The following is a 15,236-nucleotide window of genomic DNA, read 5'->3' as shown; positions in this document are numbered from 1 at the left end:
CCCAACTCCCCATTTTCACCTGTAATCATGTTTCCCGCCATGAGAAAAACACTACTCGCTTTTCTTCTGCTCGCCTATGGTCATGATTTGCTGGCCCAGCTCCCGACCAACAGTTTTGCCGTAACCTCGCCCTGCCCAGCCAGCGCCGGCAACCCTTCGGTGCTGCAGCAGGTGAACACCGACGGCTCGCTCACGCCCATCGGGACCGTCACGGATGGTGGCACTCCCATCATTCTGAACGCGCTGGGCTCCGATGACAACAACCGCAGTGTGGTGTACGGCTTGCGGGTGCTGCAACCCATTACGGTCAGCAACTTCAACACTCCGCCCAGCCTCTACCGCGTAGACCTGGCCACGGCGCAGGCCACCAACCTGGGGCCCGTGGCGCCGCCCGCCTCCCCCGGCGACGTCACGACTCCGACGCAATCCGGCGAATCGGGCTTTTATGATGCGCGCCTTACCCTGAACTTTATCGGGGACGGGGACGCCAGCTCGAACTACTACGTGGCCGGCGCGACCTTCCGGGTGTTCTACGTCTTCGATTTTTCGGTTCCGTTTCCGTTCCTGCGGCCGGTGCGCGTCTCCGATTTGCGGCTGTACGTGGGGGTTATCGCGCTTCCCACCTTCCCGGCAACCCCGCCGGTCTGGAACCGCCTCGATACGTCGGATCCGGCCACGGCCGCCGTTATTGCCGGCTACCAGGCCGAAGTACAGGCTTTCCTGACCAGCAACGGCACACTACCCGTGCCGGAAGGCGGTATTCAGGACTGGGTGTACGATGTGCGCTCCGGCACCCTCATCAGCTACCTTGGGCAGAACGACCGGTTCATCAGCATCAGTACGCCGGCTACCAACCCGGTAGGCACCACCACCCAGCCCGCCACGCCCATTCCAACCCAGCAGAATATCGGCTCCATGTTCACGGACCGCGACGGCAACATCTACGCCGTGGATGCGGATGGCGGCACCATTTATAAGATTGACCGGCTGACGGGCAACTATACGGGCAGCTCCTACGGCTCGGCATTCGGCTGCTCGCGCGGCGACGCCGTGAGCCTGCCCGGCGCTCTACCCCTGCCCGTCACGCTGAAAAGCTTTACGGCCAAAGCCAGCAACGAGACGGTGCGCATCAACTGGGCTACTGCCAGCGAAGACCACGCCGATGCGTTCCTGATTCAGCGCAGCCGCGGCGGCACCGACTGGCAGACAGTACAGACCGTGAAGGCCGGCAACCGCCCGGCCGGCCAGAGCTACAGCACCCTGGACGGGGCTCCGCTGGCGGGCCGCTCCTACTACCGCCTGGGCATGCGCGACACGGATGGCACCATCAGCTACTCGCCGGCGCAGGCAGTGACGATGACGGGCAAAACGCTGGTGCGCACTTTCCCAAATCCCGCCAACGGCCGCTTTACCGTGCAGCTTCCGGCCGCCAGCGACGCCGCAACCCGTGTGGAGCTACTCAATGCGACCGGCCAGCGTGTGCGAAATCTGCGGCCTGAAGCAGGCATGATGGCCATTCCGGTTGAGGCAAGCGGCCTCCCAGCCGGCCTGTATTACCTGCGCGTGCAGCAAGACGATGCTACGCAGACGGTGCCGGTGATGCTGAGCCAGGACGGAAATCAGTAGGTGCTTCTGAAAGTTCTTAAAAGTGCCCGGAAGACGCATTCCGGGCACTTTTGCTGGTTCCGGCCCAACCCTACACGGCTATAGGCAGTTTGCCAGGGTATGCCCGACTATTCTGCTCCCCTTATCCTCACGCTGGCCCTCGACGCCGATTCGCAGCGATTTTTCGATGAACTGCGCAGCCGCTACTTTCCGCCGGAGCGCAACTTCCTGCAGGCCCACCTCACGCTGTTTCATCACCTTCCCGGCCCTGATTTCAACGCCATAGCCTCTCAGCTCACTACCCTGGCCACACAGCTGCAGCCGCTGGCACTGGCCGTAACCGGGCTGCGCTTTCTGGGCCGTGGGGTGGCGTACACGCTCGAAAACCAGGAGTTGCGCACCCTGCACAAGGAGCTGCAGACACTCTGGCACCCTCACCTGACGCCGCAGGACCAGCAAAAGCTTCAGCCGCATATCACGGTGCAGAACAAGGTAGAGCCCGCCGTAGCCCGCACGCTGCACCAGGAGCTTGCGGCAAGCTTCCAGCCGTTTGAGGCCACCGGAACGGGGCTGCAACTCTGGGCCTACCGGGGCGGCCCCTGGGAGGCTCTGCAAACCTTCCCGTTCGCCGAATAGCCGGGCTAGCGGCGGAAAGAAGCAGCGCCCCAACCAGCCCGGAGTGTACCGGCCGGTTGGGGCGCTGCTTCCTATACCTTATACCTTATGTTGAACTAGATTTTCTCCGGCAGCAGAATGGCATCCTCGTAGTTGCCCAGCACCGGCTTGTCGCCTTCCGTTACGGCTTCTACCAGCAGCGCACCACCCACAAAAGCGCCCTTCCACGACTCGCCGAGGCCCCCGAACACTTCTTCCCGGTCGCCGCGCGAGCGGAGCTTGTTGATGCCCATCTTAAAGGCCCGCACTTCTTTGGCCGTGCGCTTGGCCCACTTCTCGTCGTCGGAGGCCAGCGCGCCCACCAGGGCCCCGTTGCTGATGTTCATTTCGCCCACCAGCTCCTCTACCCTATCTACCAGCACAATGCTGTCAATCGGGCCGAAGGGCTCCTTGAAATACAGCTCGCTCTGGCGGGGCAGGTTCACGAGGGCCCGCGGGGCACGGTACGCCGAGCGGTCCTGGCCGGGCAGGAACAGGCTGTCGTCGAGCTTGCCTTCGAAAATAGGCGTGGCGCCGGTTTTCAGGGCGTCGGCGTAGAGGCGGTCCAGATCTTCGGCCTGGGCTTTGTTGATGACCGGCCCAAAGGCCAGATCCGGCAGCTTGTCGTCGGCGCTGTCCACGAGCGTGGGGTTGCCCACTTTCAGGCCCTTAATGGTGTTCCAGTAGGTTTCCACAAACTGCGGGAACAGGCGGCGCTCCACCACGAAGCGTACGTAGGCCGTGCAGCGCTGCTTGCCGTAGTCGTAGCCCTTCTTGAGCTGGTCGGAGAGGCCATCCCAGTCACTGAAGTTCCAGATGCCGTAGGTGTTCACGCCTTCCATTTCCAGCATGTAGCGCTTGTGCTCCGAGCTGAGGGCGTCGGCAATGTTGCGGCCGTTGTAGCGCCCGCCCACGAAGCTGAGGCAATCCACGGCGTCGTTTTTCACCAGCACGTCGCTTAGCTCGCCGCCCGAGCCGCTCACCAGCGTCACGGGCAGGCCGCAGCGGCGCGCAATGGCGAAGGTCAGGCTCAGCGAGATGAAGCCGCCATCCGTAGGCGTTTTGGCGATGACCGAGTTGCCGCACAGCGCCTGCACCAGCACCGCGTGCAGCAGCACCGACATCGGGTAGTTCCAGGAAGCAATGTTGCTCACGAGGCCCAGCGGCTTGCGGCTGCCCAGCATGCCCTCAATATTATCAACGTACCACTGCACGCCCTCAATGGCGCGGTCAATATCCGTGAAGCCGAGCTTGTAGGTTTTGCCGATTTCCCACATGATGAGCTTGCCGGTCAGTTCCACTTGCTGGCGTAGCTGGTCGAGGCAGTCCTGCACGCGGCGCTTGCGCTCATCCAGGTCTACTCCGGCCCATTCGGCGGCTTCCTTTTTGGCGGCCTGCACGGCGCGCAGGGCCGTAGCGTGGTCGAGCATGGGCAGGCTGCCGAGCTCGGTGCCATCAATGGGCGAGGTGAACGGCCGGGGCTTGCCGGGTTCCTGCCAGCGGCCTTCCAGCAGGTTCAGAAACTGCCCGTCCGGCGTGAATACTTCCGGCGTAACGGCTTTCATCTGGCTCAGCAAGGTGCCGAACTCAACCTGGGGCGAAATGATTTTAGGCATAGGGAAAGAAGAGCAGTGTGGTGGTGGCGCAGCTCCTGCGCCACAAAGTAGGAGTTGAAAAAAGTACCCGGCCGAAGGCTACAGCCTGCGCCAGGGTTAGGCTTTTACGGCTTGCGGACGGAGCGTGGTCAGGTCGGCGATGCGCACGGGCTGGCCGCTGGCTATGCTTTTGCGCGCCCCGATGCCCACCAGAATGGCCATAGCGCCGTCGCGGCTGCCAGCGGCCTGCCGCCAGGTGTCGGGCGCGTCGGGTGTGCGGAAAATCCGCTCCCGCAGCAGCACGTCGCCGCCGCCGTGCCCTTCGGCCTGCGGTACCTGAATGTATTCGACCGGCCCGAAGTTGCGCGCCAGCATTATCTCGTCGTACGGCTCCATTTTCATGGCTCCCGACTCTTTAATCCACGCGTCGATGCGGCCTTTGGTGCCGTTGAAGGCAATGCGGTAGCCTTCGTAGGGCGAGTACGCCGTGAGTGAATAGCTGACCTGCACCCCGTTGGCGTAGCCGATGGTGGCCGCCATCTTGTCGTAGATATTGACATCTTCCTTGTACACGCAGCCGTCGCGCAGGTAGCCGTCGTGCTGCTCGTTGGCGGCATAGAGGGCCATCAGGCGGGCGTCCTTGGTCAGGTCCCAGTAGTAGGGACACTGGGCTTTGTGCGGGCAGGGGCGGCAGTTGCTGAAGCGGAACGGGCCATTCTTGCCGTAGTTTTCCAGCGCGCCCTTCGCGTACACCGTCTCAGGCTCCGACTGCAGCCACCAGTTTAGCAGGTCGAAGTGGTGGCTGGCTTTGTGCACCCACAGCGAGCCGCTTTTCTCGGTGAGGCGGTGCCAGCGGCGGAAATAGTCGGCGCCGTGGCGGTTGTCGAGGTACCAGTGAAAATCGACGGACGTCACCGTGCCGATGGCGCCCTGCCGGATCAGGTCGTAGATTTTCTGGCGGTGCGGCGAGTAGCGGTAGTTGAACGTGACGGTGACCTTTTTGCCGGTGCGCTTCTCGGCGTCCAGAATGGCCTGACACTTGGTTTCGTCGGTGGTCATGGGCTTCTCCGACACAATGTCGGCGCCCATTTCCATGCCCTTGATAATGAACTCATCGTGGGTGGAGTCCACGGTCGTCACTAGCAGAATGTCGGGCTTCTGCCTGCGCATCATCAGCTCGAAATCAGTGAAGGTGGGGCACGAGACGCCCATCATCTTCTTGGCCGTTTCGAGCCGGCCCTTGTTGCTGTCGCAGAGGCCCACAAACTCGATAACGTCGCCGTGTTCCTTGAGCAGCTGCGTGCCCCACATGCCGGTGCCACGGTGGCCGGTGCCCACCATGGCCACGCGCCGTTTTTTGGCGGCCGGCGCGGCCAGCACGCCTAGCGGTCCGGTCGTCAGCAGGCCAGCCGTAGCCAGCACCGATTTCTGCAGAAAATCCCGCCGGGAAAAGTCGTGTAGCGTCTGGTTCATGGGAGAAAGTGCGAGAGCGAAGAAGTGAAACCGAAAGCGGGAGTTGCTACGCGGGCGTGGCCTCAACGGCGGCCAGGGCCACCAGGTCCTGCACCAGATTGGCGGAACCCACGTACAGCGGGGCGCGCTGGTGGAACTCGGTCGGCTCAATATCGAGCACCGCTCCGGCTCCGGTTTCGGCCCGGCCGCCGGCCTGCTCAATCACGAAGGCCAGCGGGTAGCCCTCATACAGCAGCCGCAGCTTGCCCTGCGGATTTTTGGCCGTAGGCGGATACAGGTAGATGCCACCCGTGAACAGGTTGCGGTGGTAGTCGGCCACCAGGGAGCCTACGTAGCGGCCGCTCATGCGCTGCTGCTTGCACTGCGTCAGGAAGTCGCGCACGTACTGGGCATAGTCGAACCAGTTGCCTTCGTTGCAGGAAAACGTAGTGCCGCCGGCCGGAATAGTGATGTTGGGGTGCGAGAGGAAGAATTCGCCCAGCGAGTTTTCGTAGGTGAAGCCGACCACACCGTGGCCGGTGGTGTACACCAGCATGGTGCTGGAGCCGTACAGAATGTAGCCGGCCGCCACCTGCTTGCGCCCGCCCTGCAGAAAGTCTTTGCGGGTGGCCTCCTGCCCCACCGGCGTTACGCGCCGGTAGATGCTGAAGATGGTACCGATACTGATGTTGACGTCGATGTTGCTGGAGCCATCGAGCGGGTCGATGGCCACTACGTACTTGCCCTGGCAGTTGCCGGTATGGATGATGTCGTCCTCTTCCTCGCTCAGCACGGCGCAGGCCTCGCCACCGTTAGTGAGGGCCCGGATAAAGCGGATATTGGCTTCTACGTCCAGTTTCTGCTGCGCCTCGCCCTGCACGTTCTGCTGGCCCATGCCCCCGATAATGCTGGTCAGGCCCGCGCGGTTTACTTCGCGGTTTACGATTTTGCCGGCCAGCGCAATGTCGCGCAGCAGCTGGCTCAGCTCGCCGGTGGCAAAAGCAAATTCGGCCTGCTTGCGCATGATATAGCGCTCCAGGGTAGTACCAACTGGCTGGGCTATAGCGTTTTCATTCGTGATACTCATGGAGTGGGAAGGATAGCGGAGGGGCGTAGTAAGGGTGCGGCGGCCTTCCGGATGGTTCGTGGCCCCTAACCTCCACTCCCCTCTTTCAGCCGCCGCATTTTCTTAACAGGCCGGTGTCTGGCCGGCCTCATTGGAGCATGTAGCTCCGTTTAGCTTTTCGCCTCCGGCTGCTTCTGGCTCTGCCAGAGCACTACCTGCCAGCCTTTTTTAGCATCCTTCACCTGTACCACCACATATTTCAGGTGGGCCACGTTAGGCGTGCCGTCGGGCTTGTTGGGCTGCGTGATGATGATGGTGCCATTCACGACGGCAGTTTTGCCATCGTTGTAGGCCCGCACGTTCAGGGCCTGCACCTCAATCTTGTCGTACACGCTTTTGCCGTCGCGGATGCTTTGCAGGTACTCGGTTTTGTTGTTCTGCTTGCCGTTGGCGTGGGTATACACCAGGTCATCGGCAAACAGCTTTTCCAGCAGCGGGTAGTCTTTTTTTACCTGCGCCTCAAAGCGTTGGCGTTCCAGCGCCTCCACTTCTTTGGCGGCAGCCTGGTCCTTTTTGTTGTCGGTGGCCTGAGCGAAGGCCGCTACTCCAAGCAGGAGCAGCAGCGCAAAAGTGAGAAGTCGTTTCATGGAAGCAGGTCGTTGCCGTGTTACGCGTCGATGTCAATTTTCTTCATGCGCGGCGCCAGGAAATGCATCAGCAGCCACGCCAGCAGGTATGCGGCACCGCAAATCCAGAACATGATGAAGTAGGCCTTGTCAAGCTGGCCGATGCTTTCATAGTGCACGAACATCTGCTTCTGCACCAGCGCCGTGAGGGCAATGCCGCCCAGGCCACCGGCCATGCCACCAATGCCAGTCACGGAGGCCACGGCCCGCTTCGGGAACATGTCCGAAACCGTGGTGAAGATGTTGGCGCTCCAGGCCTGGTGCGCAGCGGCCGCAATACCAATCACGAGCACCGCCAGCCACATGTCTATCTGGCCCAGACGCTGCGCGAATACAATCGGGAATACGCACAGCGCAATCAGCAGCATGCTGGTTTTGCGAGCCCGGAAGGGTGCCCAGCCTTTCTTGATGAAGTTGAGCGGAATCCAGCCGCCGCCCACGCTGCCCACGCTGGACAGAATGTAGACCATGGCTACCGGCAGCGCAATATCAGTGCCTTTCAAACCGTATTGCTTGCTCAGGAAGTCGGGCAACCAGAACAGGTAGAACCACCAAATCGGGTCCGTCAGGAACTTGCCGAGCACGAAGGCCCAGGTCTGGCGGAAGGTCAGTAGCTTGAACCACGATACTTTTGGCTCGGTGGTAATAGCGGCGGCGGCCATATCGTCTACGTCGCTGTGGATGTAGTCGAATTCGGCTTTGCTGAGGCGGGCCTGGCGGGCGGGCACTTCGTAGTAGATAAACCACAGTATCAGCCACACAAACCCGATGGCCCCGGTAATCACGAAGGCCCAGCGCCAGCCAATGGACTCGGCAATGAGCGGCACGGTAAGCGGCGCGATAATAGCGCCCACGTTGGAGCCCGAGTTGAAGATGCCGGTAGCCAGGGCCCGCTCCTTCTGCGGAAACCACTCGGCCGTGGTTTTGATGGCGGCCGGGAAGTTGCCGGCCTCCGTAACGCCCAGAAACGCCCGGGCTACGCTGAACCCCAGCGTGCTGCTCACAAAGGCGTGCCCGATGGCTGCCACGCTCCACAGAAAGGTGGACAGTGCGTAGCCAATCTTGGTGCCGAGCTTATCAATAACGCGCCCCACGCCCAGCATGCCCAGCGAGTAAGCCAGCTTGAACGCAATTTCGATGTTGGCGTAGTCACCGGCGTTCCAGTGAAACTCGGTTTCGAGGTAAGGCTTGAGCAGCGAAATAACGGCCCGGTCGAGGTAGTTGACGGTAGTGGCAAAGAATACCAGTGAACAGATAGTCCAGCGGTATTTGCCAATCGGGTCAGTGACTGGGGCCGAAGCAGCGGGGGGAGCTTGAATCATCGGGCGGGTGGAAAAACAGTGAGCAAATAGCCGCGGAAAGGAGTGGCAGTAGCTGCCGGGTGGCAGCCGGAAAGGCAAGGCTTATTTCCTGATAGTCGGCAGGAAAGCAAGTAAATCGGTGAGCAGCTGCTTCAGCACGGCCGGATCGTCGTTTTTGAACAGCTGGGAGCCCATGCCTACCACGTTTACGCCCGCGCCAAACCACTCGCGCAGGCTCTTGGTGGTAGGCTCCACGCCGCCCGTTACCATCAGGGGCACGGTGGGCATCGGGCCGCGCAGGCTCTTAATAAAGCCGGGCCCGACCACGTTGCCGGGGAATACCTTCACGATGGCCGCGCCCAGCTGCATGGCTTCGTATACTTCGCGCACGGTCATGGTGCCCGGCAGCCAGGGCGTCTGGTGGTGGCGGCAGGCGTCGGCCACTTCCGCCGTAATGCAGGGCTGCACCACAAAATCGGCGCCGGCCTCTATAAACCGCTCCGCATCGGCGGCGGTGTAGATGGTACCGATGCCGAGCAGCATTTCCGGGCAGTTTTCGTGCACAAACGGCACCAGCTGCCGGAATACGTCGAGGGCGTTGGCACCGCGGTTGGTGAACTCAAACACCCGCAGGCCACCCTCGTAGCAGGCCTGCAGAATACGCTCGGCATACGCGGCATCGGCGTGGTAGAACACCGGCACGATGGGCGTGTGCAAAACAGTAGCGAGAATATGGTCGGCGGAAAAACGCGGCATGTGGAGAGGTATCAGGTAGTGCTCGTTGTTGGTTGATAGTTATTTACCATTTGTTGCTGCCAGCAGCTAACAGCTATCAATCAACTACTTATGAATTAACGGAGCAGCCGGCCGGTGGTGTTGCCGGCCATGATGTGCTCCACTTCGGCGGCCGTTACGAGGTTGACGTCGCCGTGGATGGTGTGCTTGAGGGCCGAAGCGGCCGTGGCGAAGGTCAGGGCCTCCTCTACCGCGGGGTAGTGCTGCTGCCCGTAGATGTAACCCGAAATAAACGAGTCGCCACCGCCGATGCGGTCCACGACGGGGTTGATGTCGAAGTACAGGGTCTGGTAGTAGGCGCCGTTCACGTACGCCATGCCTTTGATGCGCTCATGCGAGGCACTCTGGGTTTTGCGCTTGGTGGCAATTACCTGCTTGATCTGCGGGAAACGCTCGATAAGCTTTTCACTCATCGACACGAAGCTGTTTTCGGCCCCCTCATCGGCTTTGATACCGAACAGGTCGGCGGCGTCGCCTTCGGTGCACACCACCATGTCGCAGCCGGCCACCAGCTCGGGCATCACATCCTGCGCTTTCTGGCCGTACTGCCACAGGTTGCGGCGGTAGTTCACATCGGCCGACACCATGATGCCGAGCCGGCGGGCTGCCTGAATGGCTTCGCGCGTGGCCTGGGCCGCAGAGGCCGAAATGGCGGGCGTGATACCCGTCCAGTGCAGCCATTGGGCGTTTTTCAGGATGTCATCCCAGTTGAACCACTCCGGCTGCAGGTTGGCAAAAGCCGAGTTGTACCGGTCGTACACGATGCGGCTGGCCCGCAGTGAGGCGCCTACTTCCAGGAAATACAGGCCCAGCCGCTCGCCCCGGAACACGCAGTGGCTCATATCCACGCCGTGGGCGCGGAACGCCTGCACCGCCGCGTGGCCTACCGCGTTATCGGGAAAGCAGCCTACGTGCGCGGCCGGCATGCCCAGGTGCACCAGCGCGGCGCCCACGTTGGCGTCGCCGCCGCCGTAGGTGATTTCCAGCGAGCTGGCCTGCGGAATGCGGTAGTTGAGCGGCGGGGAAAGCCGCATCATGATTTCACCAAAGGTGACAACTTGCTTCATGTTGGGGACTTGGGAACTTGGGAGCTTGGGGTCTTGGGAACGTCATTCCGAGCTTGCGAGGAATCTTGCGTGCTGAGGTTGCTATGGCAATCCTACGTCAGCACGCGAGATGCTTCGGCTGCGCCTCTGCATGACGCGCACTTTCACTCATACCGTGGCGGCTTCGGCGGGCTTTGCTACCGCCTCAAAACCGAAGTACTGCCTGGCGTTGCCGTAGCAGATGTTGCGGATGATCTGGCCCAGGCCTTCGAGGTCTTCCGGCAGCTCGCCGTTTTCCACGTCGTTGCCGAACAGGTTGCAGAGCACGCGGCGGAAATACTCGTGGCGCGGGTACGAGAGGAAGCTGCGCGAGTCGGTGAGCATGCCCACAAAGCGGCTCAGCAGGCCCATGTTGCTTAGGGCGTTGATCTGCTTTTCCATGCCGTCCTTCTGGTCCAGGAACCACCAGCCGGAACCGAACTGTACCTTGCCGGCCACCGAACCGTCGTTGAAGTTGCCAATCATGGTGGCAATCAGCTCGTTGTCGGCCGGATTCAGGTTGTAGATGATGGTTTTGGCCAGCTTGTCCTGCTCGTCGAGGCGGTTGAGAAACTTCGAGAGGGCACGGCCCTGCGGGAAGTCACCGATGGAGTCCCAGCCGGTATCGGGACCAAGCTGGCGCAGCATGCGGGCGTTGTTGTTGCGCAGCGCACCCAAATGGAACTGCTGGGTCCAGCCTTTCTCCCAGTCCATTTCGGCCAGCAGCACCAGCATCGCCGATTTGAAGCGCAGCACCTCATCGGCCGCCAGCTCCTCCCCGCTCCGAATCTTGGCGAAGATGTCGTTGCAGTCCGACTCGGTGTAGTCGGCGGCGTAAATCTGCTCCAGCCCATGGTCAGAGAGGCGGCAGCCGAGAGCGGCGAAGTAGTCGTGGCGCAGGCGCAGGGCCGTTTGCAGGTCGAAGAACGTGCGGATTTCCACGGCCGCAGCTTCGCCCAGCTTGTCGAGGTACTGGTTGTAGGAAGCGGCATCGTCCACGGCCATGGCCTTGTCGGGGCGGAACGTAGGCAGCACGCGCACCTCAAAGCCGCTGGCGGCCAGCGCGCGGTGATGTTCCAGCGAGTCGGCCGGGTCGTCGGTGGTGCAGAGCGTTTCCACCTTCATGCGGCGCAGCAGGTTCTGCACCGAGTACTCCGGCGTGCGCAGCTTCTCGTTGCACTGGTCGTAGATGCGGCGGGCGCTGCCGGCGTTCAGCAGCTCCGTGATGCCGAAGTAGCGCTGCAGCTCCAGGTGCGTCCAGTGATAGAGCGGGTTGCGCACCGTCTGGGGCACGGTTTCGGCCCATTTCTCGAACTTTTCCCAGTCGGAGGCGTCACCGGTGATGTAGCGCTCCGGCACGCCATTGGCCCGCATGGCGCGCCACTTGTAATGGTCGCCGTAGAGCCAGATCTGGGTGATAGTATCGAACTGCTTGTCCTGGGCAATCTGGTCGGGCAGCAGGTGATTGTGGTAGTCGATGATGGGCATGGCCGCCGCGTACTCGTGGTAGAGCGTCTGGGCCGTAGCGGTCTGCAGCAGGAAATCGTTATTCAGAAAAGGCTTCATAATCAGGGGGAATTATGATGGGCGGTGCTTGTACGCAGGCGGGGCAAGCGGGCTAAAGGTATTCAGATGCGGGCAGCTTCCGGCCAGATTTCGAGCCGTTTACGCGGATTAACCGCCGCAAACGATGCCGGTAGCTGACCACCACGCGTTGGGTTTTATACTACAGGCTCACGCCGCGTTTCCACGGAATGAAGTCGGTCTGGCCGTGGCGCACGGCGGCTACTTCCTCGCCGCTGGCCACCCGGATGACGTAGTCCAGAATCCGCTCCCCGGCCTGCTCAATGGTTTCTTCGCCGTCGATAACGGTGCCGGTGTTCAGGTCGATGATGTCGGGCATGCGCTTGGCCAGGGCCGTGTTGGTCGCAATTTTCACCACGGGCGCAATGGGGTTGCCGGTAGGCGTGCCGAGGCCGGTGGTGAACAGCACCACGTTAGCGCCCGAGCCTACTTCGGCCGTCGTTGATTCCACGTCGTTGCCGGGGGTGCAGAGCAGGTTGAGGCCGGGCTTCGTGACAGGCTCCGGGTAGTCGAGCACGGCTACCACGGGCGAGGAACCGCCTTTACGCGCCGCCCCGGCCGATTTCATGGCGTCCGTAATCAGGCCGTCGCGGATGTTGCCGGGCGAAGGGTTCATGTCGAAGCCCGAGCCCACGGCAATGGCGCTGTCGCCGTAAGCTTTCATCAGGGAGCTGAACCGCTCGGCCGTGGCCGAGTCGACGCTGCGGTCTACCAGCTCCTGCTCTACGCCGCACAGCTCCGGAAACTCCGCCAGAATCACGGAACCGCCCAGGGCCACCAGCATATCGGACACGTGGCCCACGGCGGGGTTGGCGGAGATGCCGGAGAAGCCGTCGGAGCCGCCGCACTCCAGCCCGATGCACAGCTTGCTGAGCGGGGCCGGCTGCCGGGTTTGCTGGTTGGCCTGCATCAGGCCCGCAAAAGTCTGGCGCAGGGCCATGCTGATGAGCGTTTCCTCGGTGCCCAGCTTCTGCTGCTCCAGTACAAACAGCGGCTTGCTGAAGTTGGGGCTGCGCTTGTTGATTTCGTCCTGCAGCATGCTCACCTGCGCGTTCTGGCAGCCGAGGCTGAGCACTGTGGCTCCTGCTACGTTGGGGTGCGTGATGTAGCCGGCCAGCAGGCCGCAGAGCGTCTGGGCATCCTGCCGGATGCCGCCGCAGCCGCCTTCGTGCTGCAGAAAGCGGATGCCGTCCACGTTCGGGAACAGCTTGGCTTTCTGGTGCCCGTCCTCCGCAGAATGCAGGTCGGTGGCCAGAATTTCTTCCACCGACTTGCCGGCCTGCAGAAGCGAAATCAGCTCCTGGGTCTGGGGCTGGTAGCTCTTGCGGCGGGCGTAGCCGAGGTCATTCACCAGGGCTTCTTCCAGTACCTGAATGTTGCGGTTTTCGCAGAACACCAGCGGAATCACCAGCCAGTAGTTGGCGGTGCCCACGCTGCCGTCGGCACGGTGGAAGCCCATGAAGGTGCGGTCCTGCCACTTTTCCACGCTGGGCGCCTGCCACTCGGCGCGGTGCTGGGCGTGCTCGTCGTAGCTGTCGGTGGCGTGGCGAATGTTGGCCGTGGTCAGCAGGCCGCCCACGCCAATAGCCGCGGCGGCTTTACCCACCAGCACCCCGTACATATGTACCGGGTCGCCGGGGGCCAGAAACTGCAGGGCCAGCTTGTGCTTGGCCGGAATCTTTTCGGTGGTCGTGACGGTGGTGCCCTCCCAGGTGACGGGCGTGCCGGCGGGCAGGTCAGTCAGCGCGACCAGTACGTTGTCCTGCGGATGGATTTTGGCTACCAGATGTTTCATTGGGTTGTTTTCTTCTTTCTTGACCGGAATGTAGCGGCGGGCGGCGGGCTTAGCTTCATGTACTCTCCGGTACGGCGTAAGCCCGGCCCGGTCCTTACACTGCCAGGGCTTTGTCCAGGGCCGTAGCCAGCGTGGCGCGTACACCGTGCTGCAGCATCTGGCTCAGGTAGTGGCTCACGCTGTCAGCGAAGCCGGGCAGCGCGGCCAGGTCGTGGCCCCAGATGTTCTGGTTGTGCAGCACCGTCCGGACCAGCGTGGCCGGTTCGAGACGCGCCCACAGGTCGGCGAAATAGGCGGCTTTTTCGTCCTGAATCAGGTAGTGCTGGCCGTGGGCCTCCCCGTACCAGTTGCCGGCCTGCTCGTGCGTGCCGCGCATGAACAGCAGATAGGCCGCGAAGCCCAGCGCCATGTAGTGCGGCACGGCCTGCTGCTGCTGGTAGAAGTGCAGCAGCGTAGCCACGTTGCGCATCTGCATCTTCATGGTGTAGTTCATGCTGATGGACAGCCAGCGGTGCTCAATAGCCGGATTGCGGAACCGGTCGAGTACCTGGCGGCCGAAACGCTGGCCTACTTTCTCTTCCACGGCGTACGGAATGCCGGTCAGCAGGTCCGTCAGCATCAGGTTCCGGATGAAGCCGGCCATCTGCTCGTCTTCCATCGCCTCACGCACCGTTGGGAAGCCGGCCAGAAACGCCAGCGCGCAGCTGAGCGTGTGCGTGCCGTTGAGCAGGCGCAGCTTCAGCTCCCGAAACAGGTTGATGTCGGGCTGCACGATGACGCCGGCATCGGCCTGCTCGAAGCTCAGAATGCGCTTCACCCGCTCGTCGCCTTCAATGGCCCAGAGCGTGTATACTTCCGAGATGGTCAGCAAGTTGTCGTGGTAGCCCAGCTGGGTGGCCAGTGCCTGCTGGGTGGCCTCGTCGGGGCGGCCGGGCACAATGCGGTCCACGAGCGAGTTGCAGACCTGGTTGGCGGTTTCCAGCCAGTCGATGAACTCGGCGTCGAGGCCGTTGCGGTGGGCCAGCTCCAGCAGAATGCCTTCCAGCTTGGTGCCATTGTCGGCAATCAGCTCGGTGGGCACTATCACCAAGCCCTTGTCTTTGTCGCCGCCGAAGGCCTGGTAGCGGGCCAGCAGAAACGCCAGCAGCTTGCCGGGGAAAGACTGCGGCGGGCTCTGCTGAATGTCGTCGGTGGTGAGCTGGATGCCGACTTCCGTGGTATTGGAAATCACCACCTGCAGCTCCGGATTGGCGGCGCAGGCCACAATTTCGGCCCACTGGCTTTTGGCCGACAGCACCCGGCTGATGGCCGAGCACACCACGTTTTCTTCTACTTCGCGGCCATCCTCAATACCCCGGATACCGAGCGTGTACAGCCCGTCCTGGCGGCGAAACGCGTCGATGTCGCCGCCGTCAGTGGATTTGACTACCACAATGCGGCCATTGAAGATACCCTGGCGGTTGGCTTTGTCGATGAGGTAGTCGGGCAGGCCGCGCAGCAGCACGCCGGTGCCGAACTGCAGAACCTTCTCCGGCAGCTGGAAATGCGCCGGCTGAGGCAGCGCTACGGCAGTGGTAGCGGCGGCCTGAGCTATCAGTTGTTGGGATAGATGCGACAT

Annotated in this window: 12 protein-coding genes; 2 read left to right on the top strand and 10 right to left on the bottom strand. The window is 62.1% G+C overall.

Annotated elements, in window-relative coordinates; translation table 11 throughout:
* Nucleotides 1-39: 39 nt before the first annotated feature.
* Nucleotides 40-1,626, top strand: coding sequence for a T9SS type A sorting domain-containing protein (locus tag BUE15_RS16730; protein WP_170865294.1), 1,587 nt, complete (start codon nucleotides 40-42; stop codon nucleotides 1,624-1,626).
* 99 nt (nucleotides 1,627-1,725) lie between these two features.
* Nucleotides 1,726-2,241: a 2'-5' RNA ligase family protein gene (locus tag BUE15_RS16725; RefSeq protein WP_073287703.1), complete on the top strand. Its 516-nt coding sequence runs from the start codon at nucleotides 1,726-1,728 to the stop codon at nucleotides 2,239-2,241.
* 95 nt (nucleotides 2,242-2,336) lie between these two features.
* Here the strand turns inward: BUE15_RS16725 and BUE15_RS16720 are convergent, their stop codons facing one another.
* The 10 genes from BUE15_RS16720 to BUE15_RS16675 form a co-directional block, all read right to left on the bottom strand.
* On the bottom strand, nucleotides 2,337-3,875 hold the full coding sequence (locus BUE15_RS16720) for an aldehyde dehydrogenase family protein (protein ID WP_073287702.1): 1,539 nt from the start codon (nucleotides 3,873-3,875) through the stop codon (nucleotides 2,337-2,339).
* A gap of 96 nt (nucleotides 3,876-3,971) precedes the next feature.
* On the bottom strand, nucleotides 3,972-5,327 hold the full coding sequence (locus tag BUE15_RS16715; protein WP_073287700.1) for a Gfo/Idh/MocA family protein: 1,356 nt from the start codon (nucleotides 5,325-5,327) through the stop codon (nucleotides 3,972-3,974).
* Between the two features lie 46 nt (nucleotides 5,328-5,373).
* Nucleotides 5,374-6,393, bottom strand: coding sequence for a class 1 fructose-bisphosphatase (fbp, locus tag BUE15_RS16710; RefSeq protein ID WP_073287698.1), 1,020 nt, complete (start codon nucleotides 6,391-6,393; stop codon nucleotides 5,374-5,376).
* A 149-nt stretch (nucleotides 6,394-6,542) separates the two neighbouring features.
* Nucleotides 6,543-7,019: a nuclear transport factor 2 family protein gene (locus BUE15_RS16705; RefSeq protein ID WP_073287696.1), complete on the bottom strand. Its 477-nt coding sequence runs from the start codon at nucleotides 7,017-7,019 to the stop codon at nucleotides 6,543-6,545.
* Between the two features lie 20 nt (nucleotides 7,020-7,039).
* Nucleotides 7,040-8,380, bottom strand: coding sequence for an MFS transporter (locus BUE15_RS16700; RefSeq protein ID WP_073287694.1), 1,341 nt, complete (start codon nucleotides 8,378-8,380; stop codon nucleotides 7,040-7,042).
* Nucleotides 8,381-8,461: 81 nt separating this feature from the next.
* On the bottom strand, nucleotides 8,462-9,115 hold the full coding sequence (locus BUE15_RS16695) for a beta/alpha barrel domain-containing protein (protein ID WP_073287692.1): 654 nt from the start codon (nucleotides 9,113-9,115) through the stop codon (nucleotides 8,462-8,464).
* 95 nt (nucleotides 9,116-9,210) lie between these two features.
* Entirely contained in the window at nucleotides 9,211-10,221 is a 1,011-nt protein-coding gene (locus BUE15_RS16690; RefSeq protein WP_073287690.1) for a sugar kinase, read from the bottom strand.
* Between the two features lie 147 nt (nucleotides 10,222-10,368).
* The gene (gene uxaC, locus BUE15_RS16685) at nucleotides 10,369-11,805 is read right to left on the bottom strand and encodes a glucuronate isomerase (RefSeq protein ID WP_073287688.1); all 1,437 of its coding nucleotides are present in this window, start codon (nucleotides 11,803-11,805) and stop codon (nucleotides 10,369-10,371) included.
* A gap of 160 nt (nucleotides 11,806-11,965) precedes the next feature.
* Nucleotides 11,966-13,618 (bottom strand): UxaA family hydrolase, encoded by a 1,653-nt coding sequence (locus BUE15_RS16680; protein WP_073287686.1) that lies wholly within the window; start codon nucleotides 13,616-13,618, stop codon nucleotides 11,966-11,968.
* Nucleotides 13,619-13,712: 94 nt separating this feature from the next.
* Complete coding sequence (locus BUE15_RS16675) at nucleotides 13,713-15,236, bottom strand: tagaturonate reductase (RefSeq protein WP_073287748.1); 1,524 nt, start codon at nucleotides 15,234-15,236, stop codon at nucleotides 13,713-13,715.

The organism is Hymenobacter psychrotolerans DSM 18569 (assembly GCF_900142395.1).
GTDB lineage: Bacteria > Bacteroidota > Bacteroidia > Cytophagales > Hymenobacteraceae > Hymenobacter > Hymenobacter psychrotolerans.
This window is presented reverse-complemented; position numbering and strand designations above follow the sequence as displayed.

Coding starts and splice junctions, on each gene's coding strand:
- BUE15_RS16715 (WP_073287700.1), bottom strand. CDS start 5,327: ATGAACCAGACGCTACACGACTTTTCCCGGCGGGATTTTCTGCAGAAA.
- BUE15_RS16695 (WP_073287692.1), bottom strand. CDS start 9,115: ATGCCGCGTTTTTCCGCCGACCATATTCTCGCTACTGTTTTGCACACG.
- BUE15_RS16680 (WP_073287686.1), bottom strand. CDS start 13,618: ATGAAACATCTGGTAGCCAAAATCCATCCGCAGGACAACGTACTGGTC.
- fbp (WP_073287698.1), bottom strand. CDS start 6,393: ATGAGTATCACGAATGAAAACGCTATAGCCCAGCCAGTTGGTACTACC.
- BUE15_RS16720 (WP_073287702.1), bottom strand. CDS start 3,875: ATGCCTAAAATCATTTCGCCCCAGGTTGAGTTCGGCACCTTGCTGAGC.
- BUE15_RS16690 (WP_073287690.1), bottom strand. CDS start 10,221: ATGAAGCAAGTTGTCACCTTTGGTGAAATCATGATGCGGCTTTCCCCG.
- uxaC (WP_073287688.1), bottom strand. CDS start 11,805: ATGAAGCCTTTTCTGAATAACGATTTCCTGCTGCAGACCGCTACGGCC.
- BUE15_RS16675 (WP_073287748.1), bottom strand. CDS start 15,236: ATGTCGCATCTATCCCAACAACTGATAGCTCAGGCCGCCGCTACCACT.
- BUE15_RS16700 (WP_073287694.1), bottom strand. CDS start 8,380: ATGATTCAAGCTCCCCCCGCTGCTTCGGCCCCAGTCACTGACCCGATT.
- BUE15_RS16705 (WP_073287696.1), bottom strand. CDS start 7,019: ATGAAACGACTTCTCACTTTTGCGCTGCTGCTCCTGCTTGGAGTAGCG.
- BUE15_RS16725 (WP_073287703.1), top strand. CDS start 1,726: ATGCCCGACTATTCTGCTCCCCTTATCCTCACGCTGGCCCTCGACGCC.
- BUE15_RS16730 (WP_170865294.1), top strand. CDS start 40: ATGAGAAAAACACTACTCGCTTTTCTTCTGCTCGCCTATGGTCATGAT.